The 19,915-nt window shown below is 55.8% G+C and carries 20 protein-coding genes and 1 riboswitch; of the genes, 13 read left to right on the top strand and 7 right to left on the bottom strand.

Features of this window, described 5'->3' with window-relative positions; translation table 11 throughout:
* The first annotated feature begins 12 nt into the window (after positions 1-12).
* Entirely contained in the window at positions 13-1,557 is a 1,545-nt protein-coding gene (malF, locus tag ACH1XZ_RS18005; RefSeq protein ID WP_395596611.1) for a maltose ABC transporter permease MalF, read from the top strand.
* A 13-nt stretch (positions 1,558-1,570) separates the two neighbouring features.
* A complete protein-coding gene (gene malG / locus ACH1XZ_RS18000; protein ID WP_395596610.1) occupies positions 1,571-2,461 on the top strand; it encodes a maltose ABC transporter permease MalG in 891 nt (296 codons plus the stop codon).
* Positions 2,462-2,658: 197 nt separating this feature from the next.
* Here the strand turns inward: malG and psiE are convergent, their stop codons facing one another.
* On the bottom strand, positions 2,659-3,069 hold the full coding sequence (gene psiE, locus ACH1XZ_RS17995; protein ID WP_035896861.1) for a phosphate-starvation-inducible protein PsiE: 411 nt from the start codon (positions 3,067-3,069) through the stop codon (positions 2,659-2,661).
* Positions 3,070-3,451: 382 nt separating this feature from the next.
* Between psiE and ACH1XZ_RS17990 the strand changes: the two genes are divergently transcribed.
* The 5 genes from ACH1XZ_RS17990 to ACH1XZ_RS17970 all read left to right on the top strand — a co-directional run bounded on the left by ACH1XZ_RS17990 (position 3,452) and on the right by ACH1XZ_RS17970 (position 6,892).
* A complete protein-coding gene (locus ACH1XZ_RS17990; RefSeq protein ID WP_395596609.1) occupies positions 3,452-4,729 on the top strand; it encodes an L-cysteine desulfidase family protein in 1,278 nt (425 codons plus the stop codon).
* Between the two features lie 67 nt (positions 4,730-4,796).
* The gene (locus tag ACH1XZ_RS17985) at positions 4,797-5,534 is read left to right on the top strand and encodes an AzlC family ABC transporter permease (protein ID WP_395596608.1); all 738 of its coding nucleotides are present in this window, start codon (positions 4,797-4,799) and stop codon (positions 5,532-5,534) included.
* Entirely contained in the window at positions 5,527-5,847 is a 321-nt protein-coding gene (locus tag ACH1XZ_RS17980; protein ID WP_395596607.1) for an AzlD domain-containing protein, read from the top strand. The genes ACH1XZ_RS17985 and ACH1XZ_RS17980 overlap by 8 nt, the downstream gene beginning before the upstream one ends.
* A 37-nt stretch (positions 5,848-5,884) precedes the next feature.
* On the top strand, positions 5,885-6,265 hold the full coding sequence (locus ACH1XZ_RS17975) for a RidA family protein (protein ID WP_395596606.1): 381 nt from the start codon (positions 5,885-5,887) through the stop codon (positions 6,263-6,265).
* Between the two features lie 171 nt (positions 6,266-6,436).
* Complete coding sequence (locus ACH1XZ_RS17970; RefSeq protein WP_395596605.1) at positions 6,437-6,892, top strand: acyltransferase; 456 nt, start codon at positions 6,437-6,439, stop codon at positions 6,890-6,892.
* A gap of 121 nt (positions 6,893-7,013) precedes the next feature.
* Here the strand turns inward: ACH1XZ_RS17970 and ACH1XZ_RS17965 are convergent, their stop codons facing one another.
* The 5 genes from ACH1XZ_RS17965 to pgi form a co-directional block, all read right to left on the bottom strand.
* A complete protein-coding gene (locus ACH1XZ_RS17965) occupies positions 7,014-9,110 on the bottom strand; it encodes a YjbH domain-containing protein (RefSeq protein WP_395596604.1) in 2,097 nt (698 codons plus the stop codon).
* Positions 9,110-9,847: a capsule biosynthesis GfcC family protein gene (locus ACH1XZ_RS17960; RefSeq protein WP_395596603.1), complete on the bottom strand. Its 738-nt coding sequence runs from the start codon at positions 9,845-9,847 to the stop codon at positions 9,110-9,112. Before ACH1XZ_RS17960 ends, ACH1XZ_RS17965 begins: the two co-directional genes overlap by 1 nt.
* Entirely contained in the window at positions 9,844-10,482 is a 639-nt protein-coding gene (locus tag ACH1XZ_RS17955) for a YjbF family lipoprotein (protein WP_395596602.1), read from the bottom strand. Before ACH1XZ_RS17955 ends, ACH1XZ_RS17960 begins: the two co-directional genes overlap by 4 nt.
* 60 nt (positions 10,483-10,542) lie before the next feature.
* Positions 10,543-10,794, bottom strand: a complete 252-nt coding sequence (gene yjbE, locus ACH1XZ_RS17950; RefSeq protein WP_035895200.1) for an exopolysaccharide production protein YjbE — start codon at positions 10,792-10,794, stop codon at positions 10,543-10,545.
* A 336-nt stretch (positions 10,795-11,130) separates the two neighbouring features.
* Positions 11,131-12,780, bottom strand: coding sequence for a glucose-6-phosphate isomerase (pgi, locus tag ACH1XZ_RS17945; protein WP_395596601.1), 1,650 nt, complete (start codon positions 12,778-12,780; stop codon positions 11,131-11,133).
* A gap of 242 nt (positions 12,781-13,022) precedes the next feature.
* Positions 13,023-13,220: riboswitch (Lysine riboswitch) on the top strand.
* A gap of 114 nt (positions 13,221-13,334) precedes the next feature.
* On the opposite strand from pgi, the gene lysC reads away from it, so the two are divergent.
* The 3 genes from lysC (at position 13,335) to ACH1XZ_RS17930 (ending at position 16,144) form a co-directional block, all read left to right on the top strand.
* Positions 13,335-14,684 (top strand): lysine-sensitive aspartokinase 3, encoded by a 1,350-nt coding sequence (gene lysC / locus ACH1XZ_RS17940; RefSeq protein ID WP_395596600.1) that lies wholly within the window; start codon positions 13,335-13,337, stop codon positions 14,682-14,684.
* A gap of 94 nt (positions 14,685-14,778) precedes the next feature.
* Positions 14,779-15,705 (top strand): ketopantoate/pantoate/pantothenate transporter PanS, encoded by a 927-nt coding sequence (gene panS, locus ACH1XZ_RS17935; protein WP_333497105.1) that lies wholly within the window; start codon positions 14,779-14,781, stop codon positions 15,703-15,705.
* 166 nt (positions 15,706-15,871) lie between these two features.
* Positions 15,872-16,144, top strand: coding sequence for a YjbD family protein (locus ACH1XZ_RS17930; RefSeq protein ID WP_395596599.1), 273 nt, complete (start codon positions 15,872-15,874; stop codon positions 16,142-16,144).
* On the opposite strand, the gene rluF is transcribed toward ACH1XZ_RS17930, so the two are convergent.
* The gene (gene rluF / locus ACH1XZ_RS17925) at positions 16,141-17,013 is read right to left on the bottom strand and encodes a 23S rRNA pseudouridine(2604) synthase RluF (protein WP_395596598.1); all 873 of its coding nucleotides are present in this window, start codon (positions 17,011-17,013) and stop codon (positions 16,141-16,143) included. The two genes, ACH1XZ_RS17930 and rluF, sit on opposite strands and share 4 nt — an antisense overlap.
* Before the next feature lie 219 nt (positions 17,014-17,232).
* On the opposite strand from rluF, the gene ACH1XZ_RS17920 reads away from it, so the two are divergent.
* The 3 genes from ACH1XZ_RS17920 (at position 17,233) to pepE (ending at position 19,808) form a co-directional block, all read left to right on the top strand.
* Positions 17,233-18,156 (top strand): sugar-binding transcriptional regulator, encoded by a 924-nt coding sequence (locus ACH1XZ_RS17920; RefSeq protein WP_395596597.1) that lies wholly within the window; start codon positions 17,233-17,235, stop codon positions 18,154-18,156.
* 21 nt (positions 18,157-18,177) lie between these two features.
* Positions 18,178-18,990, top strand: coding sequence for a shikimate 5-dehydrogenase (locus ACH1XZ_RS17915; RefSeq protein WP_395596596.1), 813 nt, complete (start codon positions 18,178-18,180; stop codon positions 18,988-18,990).
* Between the two features lie 128 nt (positions 18,991-19,118).
* On the top strand, positions 19,119-19,808 hold the full coding sequence (pepE, locus tag ACH1XZ_RS17910; protein WP_395596691.1) for a dipeptidase PepE: 690 nt from the start codon (positions 19,119-19,121) through the stop codon (positions 19,806-19,808).
* Positions 19,809-19,915 lie beyond the last annotated feature (107 nt).

Raw genomic sequence — 19,915 nt, 5'->3', positions numbered from 1 at the left:
AGGAAGATCCCCATGGATGTCATTAAAAAGAAACATTGGTGGCAAAGCGACACGCTGAAGTGGTCAGTGATTGGTCTGCTGTGCCTGCTGGTGGGTTACCTTGTAGTTTTAATGTATGTGCAGGGGGAGTACCTGTTTGCCATCATGACGCTGATTTTAAGCTCAGCGGGCCTGTATATTTTCGCTAACCGTAAAACCTACGCCTGGCGCTATGTTTACCCTGGCGTCGCAGGGATGGGGCTCTTCGTCCTGTTCCCGCTGATTTGTACTATCGCCATCGCCTTTACCAACTACAGCAGCACCAACCAGCTCACCTTCGAGCGCGCGCAGCAGGTGCTGATGGACCGCTCTTACCAGGCGGGCAAAACCTATAACTTCAGCCTGTTCCCGGCGGGCGATGAGTGGCAGTTAGCCCTCACCGACGGCGAGACCGGCAAAAATTACCTTTCCGACAGCTTTAAGATTGGCGGCGAGCAGAAGCTGCAGTTGAAAGAAACGGAAGCGCTACCGACCATCGATCGCGCGCAGCTACGCGTGATCACCCAAAACCGCCAGGCGCTGAACCAACTGACCGCCGTGCTGCCGGATGAAAGCAAAGTCACCATGAGCTCGCTGCGCCAGTTCTCCGGCACTCAGCCGCTCTACACCCTGGCCGACGATGGGCTGCTGACCAACAACCAGAGTGGCGTGAAATACCGTCCTAACAACGACGTGGGCTTCTACCAGGTGGTCAACGCCGACGGTTCCTGGGGCGACGAGAAACTGAGCCCGGGCTACACCGTGAGCATTGGCTGGGACAACTTTACCCGCGTGTTCACCGATGAAGGTATCCAGAAACCGTTCTTCGCTATCTTCGTCTGGACGGTAGTCTTCTCGGTTCTGACCGTCATCCTTACCGTCGCCGTCGGTATGGTGCTGGCCTGCCTCGTACAGTGGGAATCGCTGAAGGGTAAAGCCATCTACCGCGTGCTGTTGATTCTGCCGTACGCCGTACCGTCGTTTATCTCGATTCTGATTTTCAAAGGGCTGTTCAACCAGAGCTTTGGTGAAATCAACATGATGCTGAGCGCGCTGTTCGGTATCAAACCGGCCTGGTTCAGCGACCCGACCACTGCCCGTTCGATGATTGTTATCGTCAACACCTGGCTTGGCTATCCGTACATGATGATCCTGTGCATGGGCCTGCTGAAAGCGATTCCGGACGACCTGTATGAAGCCTCGGCAATGGATGGCGCTGGCCCGTTCCAGAACTTCTTTAAGATTACGTTCCCGCTGCTGATTAAGCCGCTGACGCCGCTGATGATCGCCAGCTTCGCCTTTAACTTTAACAACTTCGTGCTGATTCAACTGTTGACCAACGGCGGTCCGGACCGTCTCGGCACCACCACTCCGGCGGGCTATACCGACCTGCTGGTGAGCTACACCTACCGTATCGCCTTTGAAGGCGGCGGCGGCCAGGACTTCGGTCTGGCGGCAGCGATTGCGACGCTTATCTTCCTGCTGGTCGGTGCGCTTGCGATAGTGAACCTGAAAGCCACGCGCATGAAGTTTGATTAAGGGAGACTCGAACATGGCTATGGTACAACCCAAATCTCAGAAACTGCGCCTCTTTACCACGCACCTTCTGCTGCTGGTTTTCATTGCGGCGATTATGTTCCCGCTGCTGATGGTTATCGCCATTTCACTGCGCGAAGGTAACTTCGCCACCGGCAGCCTGATCCCGGAAAATATCTCCTGGGAACACTGGAAGCTGGCGCTGGGCTTCAGCGTTGAACACGCCGATGGCCGCGTGACGCCGCCACCGTTCCCAGTACTGCTGTGGCTGTGGAACTCGGTGAAAATCGCCGGCATCACCGCCATTGGCATCGTCGCGCTCTCCACCACCTGCGCCTACGCTTTCGCCCGTATGCGCTTCCCGGGCAAAGCGACGCTGCTCAAAGGGATGCTGATTTTCCAGATGTTCCCGGCGGTGCTGTCGCTGGTTGCCCTGTACGCCTTGTTTGACCGTCTGGGTCAGTACGTTCCGTTTATCGGCCTGAACACCCACGGCGGCGTTATCTTCGCCTACCTCGGCGGTATCGCGCTGCACGTCTGGACGATTAAAGGCTACTTCGAAACGATTGATAGTTCTCTGGAAGAAGCGGCGGCGCTCGATGGTGCTACCCCATGGCAGGCGTTCCGTCTGGTTCTGCTGCCGCTGTCGGTACCGATTCTGGCGGTGGTGTTTATCCTGTCGTTTATCGCCGCGATTACCGAAGTTCCGGTTGCATCACTGCTGCTGCGTGATGTGAACAGCTACACCCTGGCCGTTGGTATGCAGCAATACCTCAACCCACAAAACTACCTGTGGGGCGACTTTGCCGCCGCGGCCGTACTTTCCGCCATCCCGATTACCGTGGTCTTCCTGCTGGCACAGCGCTGGCTGGTGAACGGCCTGACGGCCGGGGGTGTGAAGGGCTAATTTTCATCAGCAATGCCACTGCTATTATCCTCAACTTGAACGAACCCTAACTTGTGACTGTTTGGCGCTCCTATGGAGCGCCCTTTTTTTTGCCACAGATACACCGTTCCCCGGCGGCGCTTCGCTTGGCCGGGCGACAGGGAGCGGCGTTTGTAGGCCCGATAAGCGCAGCGCCATCGGGCAATTCAGCGCGCTGATTATTCCCGCTTCAGCCGCTTCGAGTTACACAGCCACAGGGTAATCACCAACAGCAGAATGGCGGCGGAGTAAATCAGCACATCCAGCGGTGATTTATGGTCGACGATAATCAGCCGCACAATCGCCGTAATGCCGATATAGACAAAGTAGCGTAGCGGGAAGTGAAAGCCCGACTGGAAATACTTCACAATCAAGGCGATAAACTCAAAATAGAGGAAATAGACCACCAGCCCTTCCACCAACTCATACTTGCTGGTGCTTTCAGGAGCGAACAGCACGTCCGCCAGGTGTAATGTCTCTTTACCGAGGAACACGACCAGGATCAGGCCAAGGCTGAGCAAGCCCAGGTTCAGCACGGTCTGCAGAATGGTGGAGATAAATTCCACGCGGGGACGAGATAGTGACGTCATGGTTAGCACCTCTTTCTCTGGGCCGAACTCTTTGTATAGCGCAGAAGTGTGATCCAGATCTACTTTTTTTACCCATTCTGAAGAGTCAGGCGCTGTCTATTTATTAATCTATTTCACAAAATGATGAATAAAGAGAAAAATCACACTCTATCGATAGCGTGATCCAGTTAACTAAATCCCATTTAATGTTCAAAAAAATCTTACCCTGAATTATAAAAATCAATGAGTTAACTTTATTTTCGCTTTACAAAAACATTTTATTAAAAAGAGAATGAATTTCCCTATAACCTGAAAAATAGCAGGGAATTAGAGTAAGTTTTTCCTCATAAAAAAAATTACATTAGCGCCATTCAAGCATTAGTTATTTTGGGAAGCGCTTAACATGAGCAACGAAAACACCTCACTGTTTATTCAGTGGCTGAAAAAAGAAGTCGCACCGGCATTAGGCTGTACGGAACCTGTCGCAATTGCCTTTACCGCCGCTTACGCCGCGAAATATCTTAATAATCCATGTGACAATATCAGTGGTTTTATTTCCGCCAACCTGTATAAAAACGCCATGGGCGTGACGATTCCTGGAACCACCGTTTCCGGTGTTAATCTGGCAGCCGCCATTGGCGCCTTCGGCGGTAATTCCGATAAAGGCCTGCAAACGCTGGAAGGTATTACCGAGCAGCATGTTGAATTAGCACAGGCATTAATTAACGCTAATAGCGTCAATATCGACGTGCAGGATACGCCGGATTTCATCCACCTCGACCTGACGCTCTGCGCCGCAGAACAAACCTGCCGCGTGGTGGTAAAAGGCACGCATACGAATGTGGTTGAGCTTTATCTCAACGGCGAAGCGCAGCCCCTGAAACAAACGCAAAACGCCTCAGCGAAAAACGGCGAACTGCCGACCTTTAGCCTGCAGGAAGCCTTCGACTTTATTACTCATGCTCCGGCAGAAGAGATTGCTTTTATTCTGGAAGCAGGCCGCCTGAACTCGGCGCTGTCGCAGGAAGGCAAAAATAAAAAATACGGTCTGAATATCAACGGCACATTCGCCGATGCGGTGAAAAAAGGGCTGATGAGCAACGACCTGATGAGCAAAGTGATCATCGATACCGTAGCGGCATCCGACGCCCGCATGGGCGGCGCACCGGTCATTGCGATGTCTAATTTTGGTTCCGGCAACCAGGGCATTGCCGCCACCATGCCGGTCGTCACCGTCGCCAAACACCTGAACGCCGATGAAGATACCCTGGCCCGCGCGCTGGCGCTGTCGCACCTGGCGGCTATCTCTATCCACTCACGCTATACCCGTTTGTCTGCCCTGTGCGCCGCCTCAACCGCCGCCATGGGCGCCGCCGCCGGGATGGCGTGGCTGTTTACCCGCAATCTCGACACCATCAATACCGCCATCATCAACATGGTGAGCGATATCACCGGCATGATCTGCGATGGTGCTTCAAATAGCTGCGCCATGAAGGTCTCCTCCGTGGTCTCCAGCGCCTTTAAATCCGTACTGATGGCCATGCAGGATAGCTGCGCCAGCGCCAACGATGGCATTGTTTGCGACGACGTCGAACAGACCATTAATAACCTGTGCCGTCTGGTCATTAAGCCGATGACGCATACCGATAGGGAAATCATCAGCATTATGGTCGCGAAGTAATTCGCGATTTTACGCCACTGTCTCTGTTCCCTGATAAGCCGAAGCTTAAATCGGCAGGTATTTATTTATGAGTAAGAAAGCAGTATTACGCGGCATGAGCGCCATTATGCCGCTATGCATTGGTGATTTTCCGTTTTCATTTATTGTTGGCGCGCTGAGCGTTAGCGCGGGCATGAGTATCTGGCAAAGTACCGCCTGGTCTACCATCGTGATTGCTGGCTCCGCCCAAATGCTGGCTTTAAATATGCTGAAAACCGGCGCCAGCCTTGGGGTCATTATTTTCACCACCCTGATTATTAACCTGCGCCACGTTTTATATAGCGCCTCGTTATCCAGCCAGGTGCGGGAAGCGTCTTTCTTTAAAAAATGTTTTATGGCCTACGCCTTAACCGATGAAGTGTATGCCACGACAATTAAAGAGATGGAGCAGAATAAAAAAGATAAATACGTCTTTTATTTCTCCGCCATGCTGACCTTCTGGGCCGTCTGGGTACTGGCTGATTTCCTCGGTGCGCTAGTCGGTGCTTCATTCCCAAATATTGAGAAATACGGGCTCGACTTCGCCATGGTTGCCGCCTTTATCGCTATCGTTGTCCCGCAGATTAAAAGTCAGGCCTGCACCGTTGCGGCCATTGTCGCCGCCGTTTCCGGCGTGCTGCTGGTGGTTCTGCCCTACTCGCTGGGTATCGTGGTTGCCTCCGTACTGGGCGTGCTCGCTGGCCTGAGCGTTGATCTTGCCGAAGAGCGTCGTGCAGCGCATGCCGCGCCGGTTCTGCCGCTGGAAGGAGCGCTGGAAAATGAATAACGCCCTGTTTTTTGCCCTGACGCTCGGCATGGCCGCCGTCACGTTCCTGATTCGCTACTCGTTTATCGGCGTGGCCGGAAAGGTGCAGATGTCAGAGCGCGTGACCAAAACGCTGCGTTTTGTACCGGTTACCGTGCTGCCTGCGATCATCGCCATCCAGATATTAAACGTGAATTCCAGCATGGAGTTCGATCTGAAGAACCCGAAAGTGATCGCGGCGATCGTCTGCACCCTCGCCAGCTTCCGCCTGGGTCTGGTGTGGGTGGTGGTCAGCGGTGTCGGTACCCTGTTTTTACTGAACTACTTTATATAATTCAGCCAATGGCTTAGTTGAGAAGGAGAAGAAAAGCATGGTCATTAATACCCCTAAGGCCCCAGCGGCAATCGGCCCGTATGTTCAGGGCGTCCATCTTGGTTCAATGTTTATCACGTCAGGCCAGCTGCCGGTGAACCCGCAGGATGGCAGTATGTCTGACGACATCGCGGTACAGGCGCGTCAGTCGCTGGAGAACGTAAAGGCTATCGTTGAAGCGGCAGGGCTGTCCGTGGGCGATATCGTCAAAACCACCGTGTTCGTGAAAGATCTCAATCATTTCGCAACCATTAATGCCGCGTACGAAGCGTTCTTCACCGAGCACAATGCGACCTTCCCGGCGCGCTCTTGTGTAGAAGTGGCGCGTCTACCTAAAGATGCTGGCGTCGAGATCGAGGTTATCGCGGTTCCGCGTTAATGCCTGGCTATTGCCCGATGGCGTTACGCTTACCGGGCCTACGGGGAGCATTGCTCCCCTTTTAAATACTGCGATACCGCACAGTTTTCCCCCTACTCCTTATCCGTTAGCATGACCTGCTGGCACAATATCCTCCGGTATATTCTGGTTTAAACGCTCTGAGAGGATACGATGACCTCATTTCGTCCCGTCGCCACACGCAACGTCATCTACGGGGAAAACGTAGTTATCTACGAACCCGCCAACCTTTATGACTGCACGCTCGGTGATAACGTGTTTATCGGCCCGTTTGTGGAGATTCAGGGCAATACGCGGATTGGCGACAACAGCAAAATTCAGTCGCATACCTTTATCTGCGAATACGTCACCGTCGGGCGCGGCTGTTTTATCGGCCACGGGGTGATGTTTGCCAACGATATGTTCCGCGAGGGAAAACCCAACGCCGACCGCGAGAGCTGGGGCAGGATTACGATTGGCGACCACGTTTCTATTGGCAGCGGTGCAACCATTCTGGCCGTGTCGATTTGCGATGGCGTGGTGATTGGCGCGGGCAGCGTGGTGACCCGCTCCATTGAGGAAAAAGGGGTGTACGCCGGGAATCCGGCGCGGTTGTTGCGGCGGCTATAACGACTGTGACACCTAACGGCTCCCTCTCCCCTTTGGGGAGAGGGCTGGGGTGAGGGGACAATGGGCACAGAGCCGAAAAATCCCCGGCGGCGCTTCGCTTGGCCGGGCTACGGGATGCACGTTACCTGAAGTTCTGGCTCTTATCCCCGGTCATGTTATACAGCTCAAACTTACGGCCCAGCATCTGACCGCCGTCGCGCGTCAACGGCGTCCAGCCAACGACCGCGCGGCTGCGGGTTGGGCCGGAGGTGAAGAGATCCATCGGGATATTCACGTAAACCCCTTTGGTGAACTCCCCTTCGCCGTACTCGTCCGCTGAAACGTTGGTAATGGTGGCGTACGCGCCGACCACAATGCCACTGTCGAAGTGTTTCGAGATATCCAGCGTGCCGCCTTTATCCCCCGCCAGATACTGCCCGACGCTGGCTTTCACCAGCACATCCTGCGCGAACGATGGCGTCCAGTAGGCGGTGAGGTGCCCGGTCTTCACGCTGTAGTCAGTGAACTTCATCATGTCCTGCGCGCTGCGCCAGTCACGCTGCTTCACGTAGTTGGCGTTCAGGCCGAAGGCCCAGTTGCTGTCCACCGGGCGATAGAGCACTTCAGCCCCCGCACCGCCGTACATGGTTTCCAGATAGCCGCCGTAGACCTGGCCGTAGAAATCATTGCCCAGATACTGGAAGTAGTTCGCCTGCAGGTTATTCACGTAAACATCGTTCTGCACGTATTCACGAATATGGGTACGCACACGCGGCAGGGTTGAGTCCTTCGGTGGGTTGGTGTAGTTAAATTTATCGTAGTTGTTCGCCACGTTGGCAAACAGGCTGCCGCTGGTCAGCAGGTGGTCGGTTACCCACCAGTCCGCCGAGCCCATTACGCCCACCTGGTACATATAGAAGCTTTCCGCCCCGCCGATAGACTGGCTAAGCACTGGGTCAATATGGAAATCAAAGCGTGATTTGTCGATGTACCAGCCCTGCTCGGTTTTATCCGGCACGATTGGCGCGACGCGTTTTTGCACCAGCGGTGTCTCTTGCCCCAGCGGCTCCCCGGCGAGATGTCGTTGCAGGCTCGCCACATCGGTTTCCGTGGTCACTTCCGGCAGATTCAGCCGCGTTTCGGTAATGCGGATCGTGCGGATCCCTTCCGGAAGATCGTTAGCGATGATCCGATTGGCGCGTTCGATCCCTTCACGCGAATCACGATACTTCACCTGCTCGCCGGTGACGTACAGCGTGTCGCCTTTCACCTGAATATTCGGCGCCGCAAATCCGGCGTTGTACTTAAGCTGGGTCAGTTGGTTCGCCACGACCGAATGCTGGAGGATAGGATCCTGCGGCTGAGGTCGATAGGTCGGACGCGCGTTATCGTTATAGGATGGACGCAGATCGTTGAAGTTGGTGCGCAGGGTAAAGCCGAACATCACCGTATTGCCGCGCTCGTAGCTCAGGTTCACATCGGCCCAGTCGGTGACGCGATAGACAGCCCCGACGTTAATTTTGCTCTTCTGATCGAGCTTGCCGGCAAAGTCCTGCTGGTAGTTGTTACCTTCATACTCCAGCTTCAGACGCAACGGCTGCCATGGCGTCTGGTACTCAATACCGCCAAACCAGGCCGCCGGTCCGTGGAACATCTGGCTGCCGTCGATGGAGCCCGCTTTACGGTAGCTATTGTCTCGATAGCAGTATTTGTCGCTATAAGAGCAGAACGGGTTAGTGGCGTTGCCGCTGGTGCCGAGATAGCCCCAGCCCAGGCCGAGAGTAAAGTCGAACGGTCCCCAGGCTTTGCTGGCGACAAGATATTCCGAGTCAAACAGGCCGGTACCGCCGATATCGCGCGCGCCAACTGCCACCTGCGGCATCCAGTAGCTCTCTTCCCACAGGCGTAACTTCACGTCGAAGGCTTTATCTTTATAGGTTTGCGAGCCGGAGAAGGCCTCTACGCTGCTGTAGTCTTTGGTACGCACGTCGGTATAGCGCAGCGTGGTTTCGAGCCACGGGAAAAGTTGGGCAGAGGCAGAGTAATAGCGGTACTGATCGTTATCGCGATAGTTCAGGCTGAACTCGCCGTCGCGCGCCATGCGCGCCGTTGGGGTTTGCAGCAGGCCAACGCCGCCAAAGTCTGACTGCGAGGGGCCAATAGGAGCGGGAAAGGTTTCCGCATGACACGCCGCGCTGACGGATAGGGCCAGCAGGCTGTAAAGACAGGTTTTTTTCATTATTCAGGTCTCCGCTGCGACAGGGAGCGAAGGATTTCAGCGTTCAACGCGTCGTATTGATTCGTCCATATTGAGTCAGCAAAGCCGACAAACAGAATGCTGCCGGGCATCGGTTCAACGTGGCGCTTATTCCAGTAAGCGACCGGCGCTTTTTGCGTGCGCCCGTCCGGGTAAATCACCCAGGCGTAGCTGCGATCCGCGCCGCTGAGCAGGCTGACATCATCAAGGTAGCTGGCCGCGTCGCGCCCCGGCGTGAAGGGGATTTTTCCCGGTTTATCCACCAATCCCACCAGCGTAATAGTGGAAGGTTCACGCCCCAGCCACAGGGTGTAATTGCCTTCGAGCGGCGGGTTGTTCTTGCTATGAACCCGCACGGTGTCTGGGTCCAGCGGCACCAATAAACGTCCGGTCACCGGGATGGCCTGCAGTTGGTTGCGTAGGGCATTAATCGCCCCCGCTTCGCTGCCGCCCTCATCCGCCGCAAGCACGGCCAGTTCTGCCAGCAGCGCCTGATGTTCACGCTCGGCTTTAGCGGCCGCCGTCGGAGAGGTGATCGCCGCGCCGGGCCACCAGCTTCCCGCCAGCCTCGGTTGTCCAACCAGGTCGGCCAGTCGTTCGGCATGGGTTAAGGTCAGCGTTTTTTCGTTTCCGGCGATATGTACATCAACGGTGCCTGCCGCCATGGCGACAAAAGATGTCATGCTGAGCATAGCGGCGATAATTAACGGTTTTTTCATGATTTCGCCGCCTTAATCAGCATGGTTTTCACCGGGAAGGTCCCCGCGCCGAGGTACTGTTCCGACTGGCGGATTTGCCCTTCGCTGTCGACCCAGTAGCGGTTGCGCCAGCTCGCTTCAGAGGTGGTCACCTCCTCTTCCAGCACGCGTACGGCCGTGTTCTGACCCGACATGCTCAGCGTGTCGTTGCCGTCCCAGTGGAAGGTGGAGGTGGCGGTGGCATAGCGCACCTGCTGATGCTCGGTCCAGCCCATAGTCCGCGTCCAGCGCGCGCCGTCGGTAATCTGGTTCGGGCGGGCCAGCGGGTCGTTGTCGAGGTTATTCACCGTGAGCAGGTTGTCGCCCACCAGCGTCGTTTTGACCAGGCGGCCGTGCTGCGTCACCAGCATTGCCCGGTCCTGCGTCAGCCATTTCTGCTGACCTTCTTCGGAATACGCCAGCACCACGAAGATCTGCGGGCCGCCGTTAAGCTGCATATATTGGCTGGCGTAGGGCATGGTCTGGATTTCGTCGTCGGTAAGCTGGACGCCCGACTCGCCAGACACGCTTTGCCAAAGCGATTTCCCCAGCCCCTTGGTGCTGGGTGAACACGCCTGAAGCAGCAGGCAAATAAGGGGAATAACAAGTCGCTTCACGACGCTTCTCCAGGGGCAAAATAACCACACCGAAGTGTGGTTAGGATTAACGTACCGTTTTTATTGGGTACGGGTGGTCGTTGTCGTACTGGTCGTGGTGGTGGTCCCGGTGTTGGAACCATCACCGCCAGCCGCTGCCAGCGCCATACCGACCGCAGAACCTACGGTGCTGGCGCTGGTGGCGGTTGAACTCCCGGCCGACACGGACGTTGCTGCTGCGCCAGCCGCTTCACCTGTTTCAATAGGTGCCGCGCTGGCGCTTGCCGCAGCAAACGCCGATATGGCAAAAATGCCATAGAGGATTTTCTTCATACGTATTCCCTTCATTAGATGAATGGAGATATACCCGAGAATACTCAGGCGTCATCGAGTATACACAACCAAATGAACGGAATTCGGTGATGGGAAATAGGGGAAGGATTTTTCGGAAAATATGAAAATGAAATATAAGAAAATAAAATATCAATAAATAACAGTGTGTTAATTATTGATGTGAGAATAGCAACATACGGTTAATCCGAAACAGATGTCTGCGATAGGTGATATTTAGGATTATGCTCAATATCAATATAATTCAGAAAACGAAGATATACGGAATTATCTGACAAAAAAATGCCGGCATGATGCCGGCATTGAAAATATATAACCTTACGCGCGCCAGGATTTATAACGGTTGATCAGACCGTTGGTGGAGCTATCGTGGCTGTCGATGGCTTTATCATCGTTCAGCTCAGGCAGGATGCGGTTAGCCAGCTGTTTACCCAGCTCTACGCCCCATTGGTCGAAGGTGAAGATGTTCAGGATAGCGCCCTGAGTGAAGATTTTATGCTCGTACAGGGCAATCAGCGCACCCAGGCTGTACGGGGTAATTTCGCGCAGCAGGATGGAGTTGGTTGGGCGGTTGCCTTCGAACACTTTGAACGGCACCACGTAGTCCAGGGTTGCGGGATCTTTGCCCTGGTCACGGTATTCCTGCTCAACCACTTCGCGAGATTTACCAAACGCCAGCGCTTCGGTCTGGGCGAAGAAGTTAGACAGCAGCTTCGGATGGTGGTCGGTCAGCGGGTTGTGGGTGATGGCCGGGGCGATAAAATCGCACGGTACGATTTTGGTGCCCTGGTGAATCAGCTGATAGAACGCGTGCTGGCCGTTGGTGCCCGGCTCGCCCCAGATGATTGGGCCAGTCTGGTGCTCAACTTTGTTGCCGTTACGGTCAACGTACTTACCGTTGGACTCCATGTTGCCCTGCTGGAAGTATGCGGCAAAGCGGTGCATGTACTGGTCGTACGGCAGAATCGCTTCGGTTTCAGTACCGTAGAAGTTGTTGTACCAGATGCCGATCAGCGCCAGCAGTACCGGCAGGTTTTTCTCCGCCGGCGTGGTGGAGAAATGCTTGTCCATCGCGTGCGCGCCGGAAAGCAGTTCAACGAAATTGTCGTAACCCACGGACAGAATGATAGACAGGCCAATCGCGGACCACAGAGAGTAACGACCGCCAACCCAGTCCCAGAACTCAAACATGTTGGCCGTATCGATACCGAACTCGGACACCGCTTTACCGTTGGTAGACAGCGCGGCGAAGTGTTTTGCCACGTGCTTCTGATCGCCCGCGCTTGCCAGGAACCAGTCGCGCGCACTGTGGGCGTTGGTCATGGTTTCCTGCGTGGTGAAGGTTTTAGACGCCACCAGGAACAGCGTGGTTTCTGGGTTCAGGTTTTTCAGCGCTTCGGCGATATGAGTACCATCGACGTTAGAAACGAAGTGCATGTTCAGGTGGTTTTTGTACGGACGCAGCGCTTCGGTCACCATGAATGGGCCGAGGTCGGAGCCGCCGATACCGATGTTCACCACGTCGGTGATGGATTTGCCGGTGTAGCCTTTCCACTGACCAGAGATGATCGCTTCAGAGAAGGCTTTCATCTTCTCCAGCACCGCGTTCACTTCCGGCATCACGTCTTTGCCATCAACGATAATCGGGGTATTGCTACGGTTACGTAGCGCTACGTGCAGTACGGCACGGTCTTCGGTGCGGTTGATCTTCTCGCCGGAGAACATGGACTTAATCGCGCCGCTCAGATCGGTCTCTTTAGCCAGATCCAGCAGTTTTGCCAGGGTCTCTTCAGTAATACGGTTTTTGGAGAAATCGACCAGCATCTGATCGTCGAAGGTCGCGGAAAACTTGCTGAAACGGTCGCTATCTTTAGCGAACAGTTCCGCAATGGTCACGTCCTTCATGGCATCGAAGTGTTTCTGTAGTGCCTGCCACGCAGCGGTCTGCGTTGGGTTGATATTTTTCATTAGCAATACCCTTCTGATTTAAGAATCAAACTGCCTCGATTGTAGCGCCTGTCACAAAAAATTGTGATGGTTTTAATGTTATCCCCTCTAAGGCTGACAAAATCGCGCAGAAAACAGACAAAAGTATAGCCTTTATAAGTCCCGTTTCTGTGGGGCTCGCCTGCATGAAAAATCCGCATAACCCCAGCGTTGACAAGGTACCCGCTAACCCTTTATTTATAAACGTACTACCTGCGCATGCGCAGGCCAGAAGAGGCGCGTTGCCCAGGTAAAGGGTGTGGGAGGAACCAATCCTGTGAAAACACCTGAGGGGGAGCAACGCCGAGATGCGTGAACAACAGGTTGCGTTCACCATCGGCTGCAGGGGCTGAATCCCCTGGGTTGTCACCAGAAACGTTCGCAGTCGGGCGTTTCGCAAGTGGTGGAGCACTTCTGGGTGAAATCGTAGTTGTTTATCGCTCTGCGCCCACCCGTCTTTCGCTCTTCCCTTGTGCCAAGGCTGAATAATTTGGTCCGGTTTATCTGAACCTGACCTCCCCTGACACGAGGTTATTATGACAGCATTAGTCGTCGCCAAATTTGGTGGCACCAGCGTGGCCGATTTTGACGCCATGAACCGTAGCGCCGATGTGGTGCTCTCCGACGCCAACGTACGCGTGGTTGTGCTGTCTGCTTCGGCGGGCGTCACCAACCTGCTGGTTGCCCTGGCCGAAGGGCTGGAACCAGCCGAGCGCCAGGCCAAACTGGAAGCCATCCGCGCCATTCAGTACGCCGTGCTTGAACGTCTGGCAAACCCTGCCGTTATCCGCGATGAAATTGAACGTCTGCTGGAAAACCTGGGTACGCTGGCGGAAGCCGCTTCTCTGGCCACCTCTACCGCCCTGACCGACGAACTGGTCAGCCACGGCGAGCTGATGTCCACCCTGCTGTTTGTTGAAATTCTGCGTGAACGCAACGTGCAGGCGCAGTGGTTTGACGTGCGTAAAGTGATGCGCACCAGCGACCGCTTTGGCCGCGCCGAGCCGGACGTTGCCGCGCTGGCCGAACTGGCCACCCAGCAGCTGGCTCCGCGCCTCGACGAAGGTCTGGTGATCACCCAGGGCTTTATCGGCAGCGAAAGCAAAGGCCGTACCACCACGCTTGGCCGCGGCGGCAGCGACTACACCGCGGCACTATTGGGCGAAGCGCTGCATGCGACCCGCGTCGATATCTGGACCGACGTGCCGGGCATCTACACCACCGACCCGCGTGTAGTGCCAGCGGCAAAACGTATTGATGAAATCGCCTTTGAAGAGGCCGCTGAGCTGGCGACCTTTGGCGCGAAAGTGCTGCACCCGGCTACCCTGCTGCCCGCTGTGCGCAGCGATATTCCGGTATTCGTCGGCTCCAGTAAAGATCCAAAAGCGGGCGGCACGATGGTGTGCAATAAAACCGCCAACCCGCCGCTGTTTCGCGCGCTGGCGCTGCGCCGTAAGCAGACCCTGCTGACCCTGCACAGCCTGAACATGCTGCACTCCCGCGGCTTCCTGGCGGAAGTGTTCGGCATTCTGGCGCGCCATAGCATCTCCGTAGACCTGATCACCACCTCTGAAGTCAGCGTCGCGCTGACGCTGGATACCACCGGCTCCACCTCTACCGGCGACACTCTGCTGACGCAGTCGCTGCTGATGGAGCTGTCGGCGCTGTGCCGCGTAGAAGTGGAAGAGAATCTGGCGCTGGTGGCGTTGATTGGTAATAACCTGTCGAAAGCCTGCGGCGTCGGCAAAGAGGTGTTTGGCGTACTTGAGCCGTTCAACATCCGCATGATTTGCTACGGCGCATCCAGCTATAACCTGTGTTTCCTGGTACCGGGGGCGGAGGCCGAGCAGGTGGTGCAGAAACTTCATCATAATTTGTTTGAATAATATTTCACCACGCGATAAACAATAACTATAGCCGGGCTCGAACCCGGCTTTTTTTTATAAAAACACAACACCAATATACCGCAAGGAATACAACATGCTCGCCGTTATCACCCGGCTGTTCCCGTTATGGGCGCTGCTGCTCTCTGTTATTGCCTACTTCACTCCCACCACCTTCACGCCTATCGGGCCGCTGGTTCCCTCACTGCTGATGCTGATTATGTTCGGCATGGGCGTGCATCTAAAGGTGGACGATTTTAAGCGCGTACTGTCACGGCCTGCGCCGGTTGCGGCGGGGATTTTCCTGCACTACCTGGTGATGCCGCTCGCCGCCTGGCTGCTGGCGCTGGCTTTCCATATGCCGCCGGAGCTGTCCGCCGGGATGGTATTGGTGGGTAGCGTGGCCAGCGGAACCGCCTCGAACGTAATGATCTTTCTGGCAAAAGGCGATGTCGCATTGTCGGTCACTATCTCGTCCGTCTCCACGCTGGTTGGCGTCGTCGCCACGCCGCTGCTAACCCGCCTGTACGTCGACGCGCATATTCAGGTCGATGTGATGGGTATGCTGCTCAGTATTCTGCAGATTGTGGTTATCCCGATTGCCATGGGTCTGGTTATCCATCACCTGTTCCCACGCGTGGTGAAAGCGGTGGAGCCTTATCTGCCAGCATTTTCGATGATCTGTATTCTGGCGATTATCAGCGCGGTTGTCGCCGGTTCCGCGTCACATATCGCCTCCGTCGGTTTTATGGTGATTATCGCGGTTATTCTGCACAACACCATCGGCCTGCTCGGCGGTTACTGGGGCGGCCGTCTGTTTGGTTTTGATGAGTCGACCTGCCGCACGCTGGCCATTGAGGTCGGTATGCAGAACTCCGGGCTTGCTGCGGCGTTGGGGAAAATCTACTTCGGGCCGCTGGCCGCGCTGCCGGGCGCGCTGTTCTCCGTATGGCATAACCTGTCCGGGTCGCTGCTGGCGGGGTACTGGTCTGGGAAGCCTATCAAGCAGACAACGCAAAAATAGCCTCTGGCGGCGCTTCGCTTGACCGGGCTTGTCGGCCCGATAAGCGTAGCGCCATCGGGCAACATGGCGCACATTGCCGGATGGCGGCGTAAACGCCTTATCCGGCCTACACAGCCTCTCACCTTTGCCGTACACTGGGTTAACTATCCGATTGAGGGCAACCCTTATGGCACTCCCCCGCATTACGCAAAAAGAGATGACCGAGCGCGAGCAGCGTGAACTGAAAACCCTGCTCGACCGCGCGCGCATTGCGCATGGCCGTCCGCTTTCCAACGCGGAAACCAATAGCGTGAAAAAGGAGTACATCGATAAGCTGATGGTTCAGCGCGAAGCCGAAGCGAAGAAAGCCCGCCAGGCAAAAAAACAGCAGGCTTATAAACCGGATACCGAGAGTTCGTTTTCGTGGTCGGCGAGTACGCCGACGCGCGGCAGGCGTTAACGGCCTTTCTTTTTACGTCCCGGCGCGGTGAATCGTTTACCGTTCCCCGCCGGGCGTGCGGGTTTCTCGCTGGTTTTTTCCATCTTCACCACCGGGCGCTTGATGCCGGCGGTTTTCGGCTTGGCCTTCACCTTCGGTTTCGCTTCGGAGGAGGAGTTTTCAATCAGCTTGAACAGATCCACCAGCTCGTCGTCGGTCAGGTCGCGCCACTCACCCAGCGGAATTCCCGTCAGGCTGACGTTCATAATACGAGTACGTTCCAGCTTGGTGACTTCGAAACCGAAGTGCTCGCACATGCGGCGAATCTGACGGTTTAAGCCCTGCACCAGGGTGATACGGAAGACGAACGGCGCCTCTTTCTTCACCTTACACTTCTTCGTCACCGTACCCAGAATCGGTACGCCCGCGCCCATCCCACGAATAAATTCATCGGTAACCGGTTTGTCGACGGTAACCAGATACTCTTTCTCGTGGTCGTTGCCGGCACGCAGGATCTTGTTCACCAGGTCGCCGTGGTTGGTGAGGAAAATCAGCCCCTGGGAGTCTTTATCCAGACGGCCAATCGGGAAGATACGCTTGCTGTGGTTAACGAAATCCACAATGTTGTCGCGCTCGCCGTCTTCGGTGGTACTGACGATACCGACGGGTTTATTCAGCGCAATCAGCACCAGATCATCCGCTTCCCGCGGCTCAATCAATCGACCGTTAACCTTCACAACGTCGCCCGGCACGACCTGATCGCCAATCGTTGCACGCTTACCGTTGATAAAGACGTTGCCTTGTTCGATAAAGCGATCCGCTTCGCGACGCGAGCAAATGCCGCTTTCGCTGATGTATTTATTTAATCGGGTGGATGAGTCTGGCAGCATAAATTCTCCTGTAAAAGCGAAATATACCCTACCTTTCGGGTGAGAAAAAATAGTCCGCGACAAATCCTTGTTTTCATCACGTCGATTTTGCACATAAGTGCATATACACAACTGGCAGCTTTTCCGCAAATACGCTTGAACTCCCAGCATGACGGCGCTATACCAGATCGAGAACCCGTTTTTATGTTTTGCACATATGTGCAGGAGCCAGCCACTTCGATGGAAAACAGCGACGATATCCGCCTGATCGTGAAAATTGCCCAGCTTTATTACGAGCAGGAGATGACACAGGCGCAAATCGCCCACGAACTGGGGATTTACCGCACCACCATCAGCCGCCTGCTCAAACGCGGGCGCGAGCTGGGCGTGGTGACCATCGCTATCAACTATGACTACAACGATAGCCTGTGGCTGGAAGAGCGACTAAAGCAGAAATTTGGCCTGAAAGAGGCCGTTGTCGCACCGCTGGAGAGCGAGGCCGGAACCTATGGCGCACAGCTGTTTGAGCGACTGCTGTCGCCGAACGCCGTCATTGGGTTCGGCTGGGGACGCGCGGTCAGTGCGCTGGTTGAAGCATTGCCGCAGTCCAGCCAGCCTCGCCCGCTGGTATGCGTGCCTATCGTTGGCGGGCCATCGGGTAAGCTCCCCAGCCGCTATCACGTCAACACCCTGACCTACAGTGCCGCCACGCGATTAAAAGGCGAGTCGTATCTCGCTGATTTTCCGGCCCTGCTGGATAACCCGCTGATTCGCCAGGGCATCATGCAATCTCAACATTTCCAGACGCTGGCCGATTACTGGCAGCGGTTGGATATCGCCGTGGTGGGCATCGGTTCACCCGCCATTCGCCATGCGGCCAACTGGCAGGCATTTTACGGCAATGCGCAGAGCGATGAGCTGGAGGCGCTTCAAGTGGCTGGGGATATCTGCTCACGCTTTTTTGCCGCTGACGGCACGCCCGTAGCTACCGAGATGCAGGAAAAAACGCTCTCCATTGAGCTCGCTACCTTAAAACAGGCCCGTTATGTGATTGGACTGGCGAGCGGTGAAGAGAAGCACGCCGCCATCCTTGGCGCGCTGCGCGGGCAACATATCAACGCGCTGGTCACCGACCGGGCCACCGCAGAATATTTAGTGCAGTAAGACTTTGACGAGGACATGACCATGATTAACCGTGATACCCAGCTGTGCATGTCGCTTGCCGGCCGCCCCGGCAACTTTGGCACGCGCTTTCATAACTATCTGTATGAAAAACTGGGGCTGAATTTTATCTATAAAGCCTTTACCACGCAGGATATCGAGGCGGCGGTGAAAGGCGTTCGCGCACTGGGCATTCGCGGCTGTGCGGTGTCGATGCCGTTTAAAGAGAGCTGCATGGCGTTTCTGGATGCTATCGATCCGTCGGCCAGGGTCATCGATTCCGTCAACACCATCGTCAATGACAACGGCCATCTGACCGGGTTTAACACCGACTACATCGCGGTAAAAAGCCTGATTGTCAGCCACCAGCTCGATACCACTGCCCGCGTGATCATTCAGGGCAGCGGCGGGATGGGGAAAGCGGTGATTGCCGCCTTCCGTGACGCGGGCTTTAGCGATGTGATTATCGCCGCCCGCAATGAAGCCAACGGCACCACGCTGGCAAAACAGTACGGGTTCCAGTGGCAGGCACAGCCGGAAGCCGACGGTATTGATATTCTGGTCAACGTCACGCCTATCGGCATGGCAGGCGGCAAAGAGAGCGAACAGCTTGCCTTTAGTGAAGCGATGGTCGCGCGCGCCAGCGTGGTGTTTGACGTGGTGGCCCTGCCGCCGGAAACGCCGGTCATTCAGCTCGCCCAGCGCTTGGGGAAAAAGACCATTAGCGGTGCCGAAGTGATTGCCCTACAGGCGGTGGAACAGTTCGTGATGTACACCGGGGTGCGGCCTGACGATGCGCTGGTTGCCGAAGCGGCGGCGTTTGCCAGAGCGGGGTAATAAACAGCGTAACGTCAACGGTAGGCCGGGCTCTCTACTACAACATCGTGAACTACATCAGTAAGCGGTCTGACGCAGGGTGATAACATGCCGCCCTGATTGATAATTTCTGATAGATAGGAGAGATGATGGACTTACTTCTGCTGAGTAACTCGACGCTGCCGGGTAAAGCCTGGCTGGAACACGCGCTGCCGCTGATTGCGGGTCAACTGAACGGACGCCGCCGCGCGGTGTTTCTGCCGTTTGCGGGCGTCACGCAGACCTGGGACGAGTACACGGCTAAAACCGCCGCGGTTCTGGCGCCGCTGGGCGTGACGGTCACCGGTATCCATAGCGTGGCAGACCCTATCTCCGCGATTGAAAATGCCGAGGTGATTATCGTTGGCGGCGGCAACACCTTCCAGTTGCTGAAAGAGAGCCGCGAGCGCGGACTTCTCGGACCGATTGTCGACGTGGTGAAGCGCGGTGCGCTGTACGTGGGCTGGAGCGCGGGCGCGAATCTCGCCTGCCAGACCATCCGCACCACCAACGATATGCCGATTGTCGATCCAAAGGGCTTTGATGCGCTGGGGCTGTTCCCGCTGCAGATTAACCCACACTTCACCAACGCGCTGCCGGAAGGCCATAAAGGCGAAACCCGCGAGCAGCGTATTCGCGAGCTGCTGGTTGTTGCGCCAGAATTAACGGTGATTGGTCTGCCGGAAGGCAACTGGATTCAGGTGGCTAACGGTGAGGCGACGCTTGGCGGGCCGCGTACCACCTATGTGTTCAGAGCGGGTGAAGAGGCGGTAGCGCTGGAGGAAGGGCATCGCTTCTGAGCCGTGAACCCGGGGTCGGCGTAAACGCCTCGCCCGGGCTACAAACCGTAGGCCTGATAAGCGCAGCGCCATCAGGCTATTCGGCGCACATTGCCGGATGGCGGCGT

Source organism: Kluyvera chengduensis (assembly GCF_044197065.1).
Taxonomy (GTDB): domain Bacteria; phylum Pseudomonadota; class Gammaproteobacteria; order Enterobacterales; family Enterobacteriaceae; genus Kluyvera; species Kluyvera ascorbata_C.
Note: the sequence above shows the minus strand (reverse complement) of the source record. Positions and strands in the feature narration are given on the sequence as shown.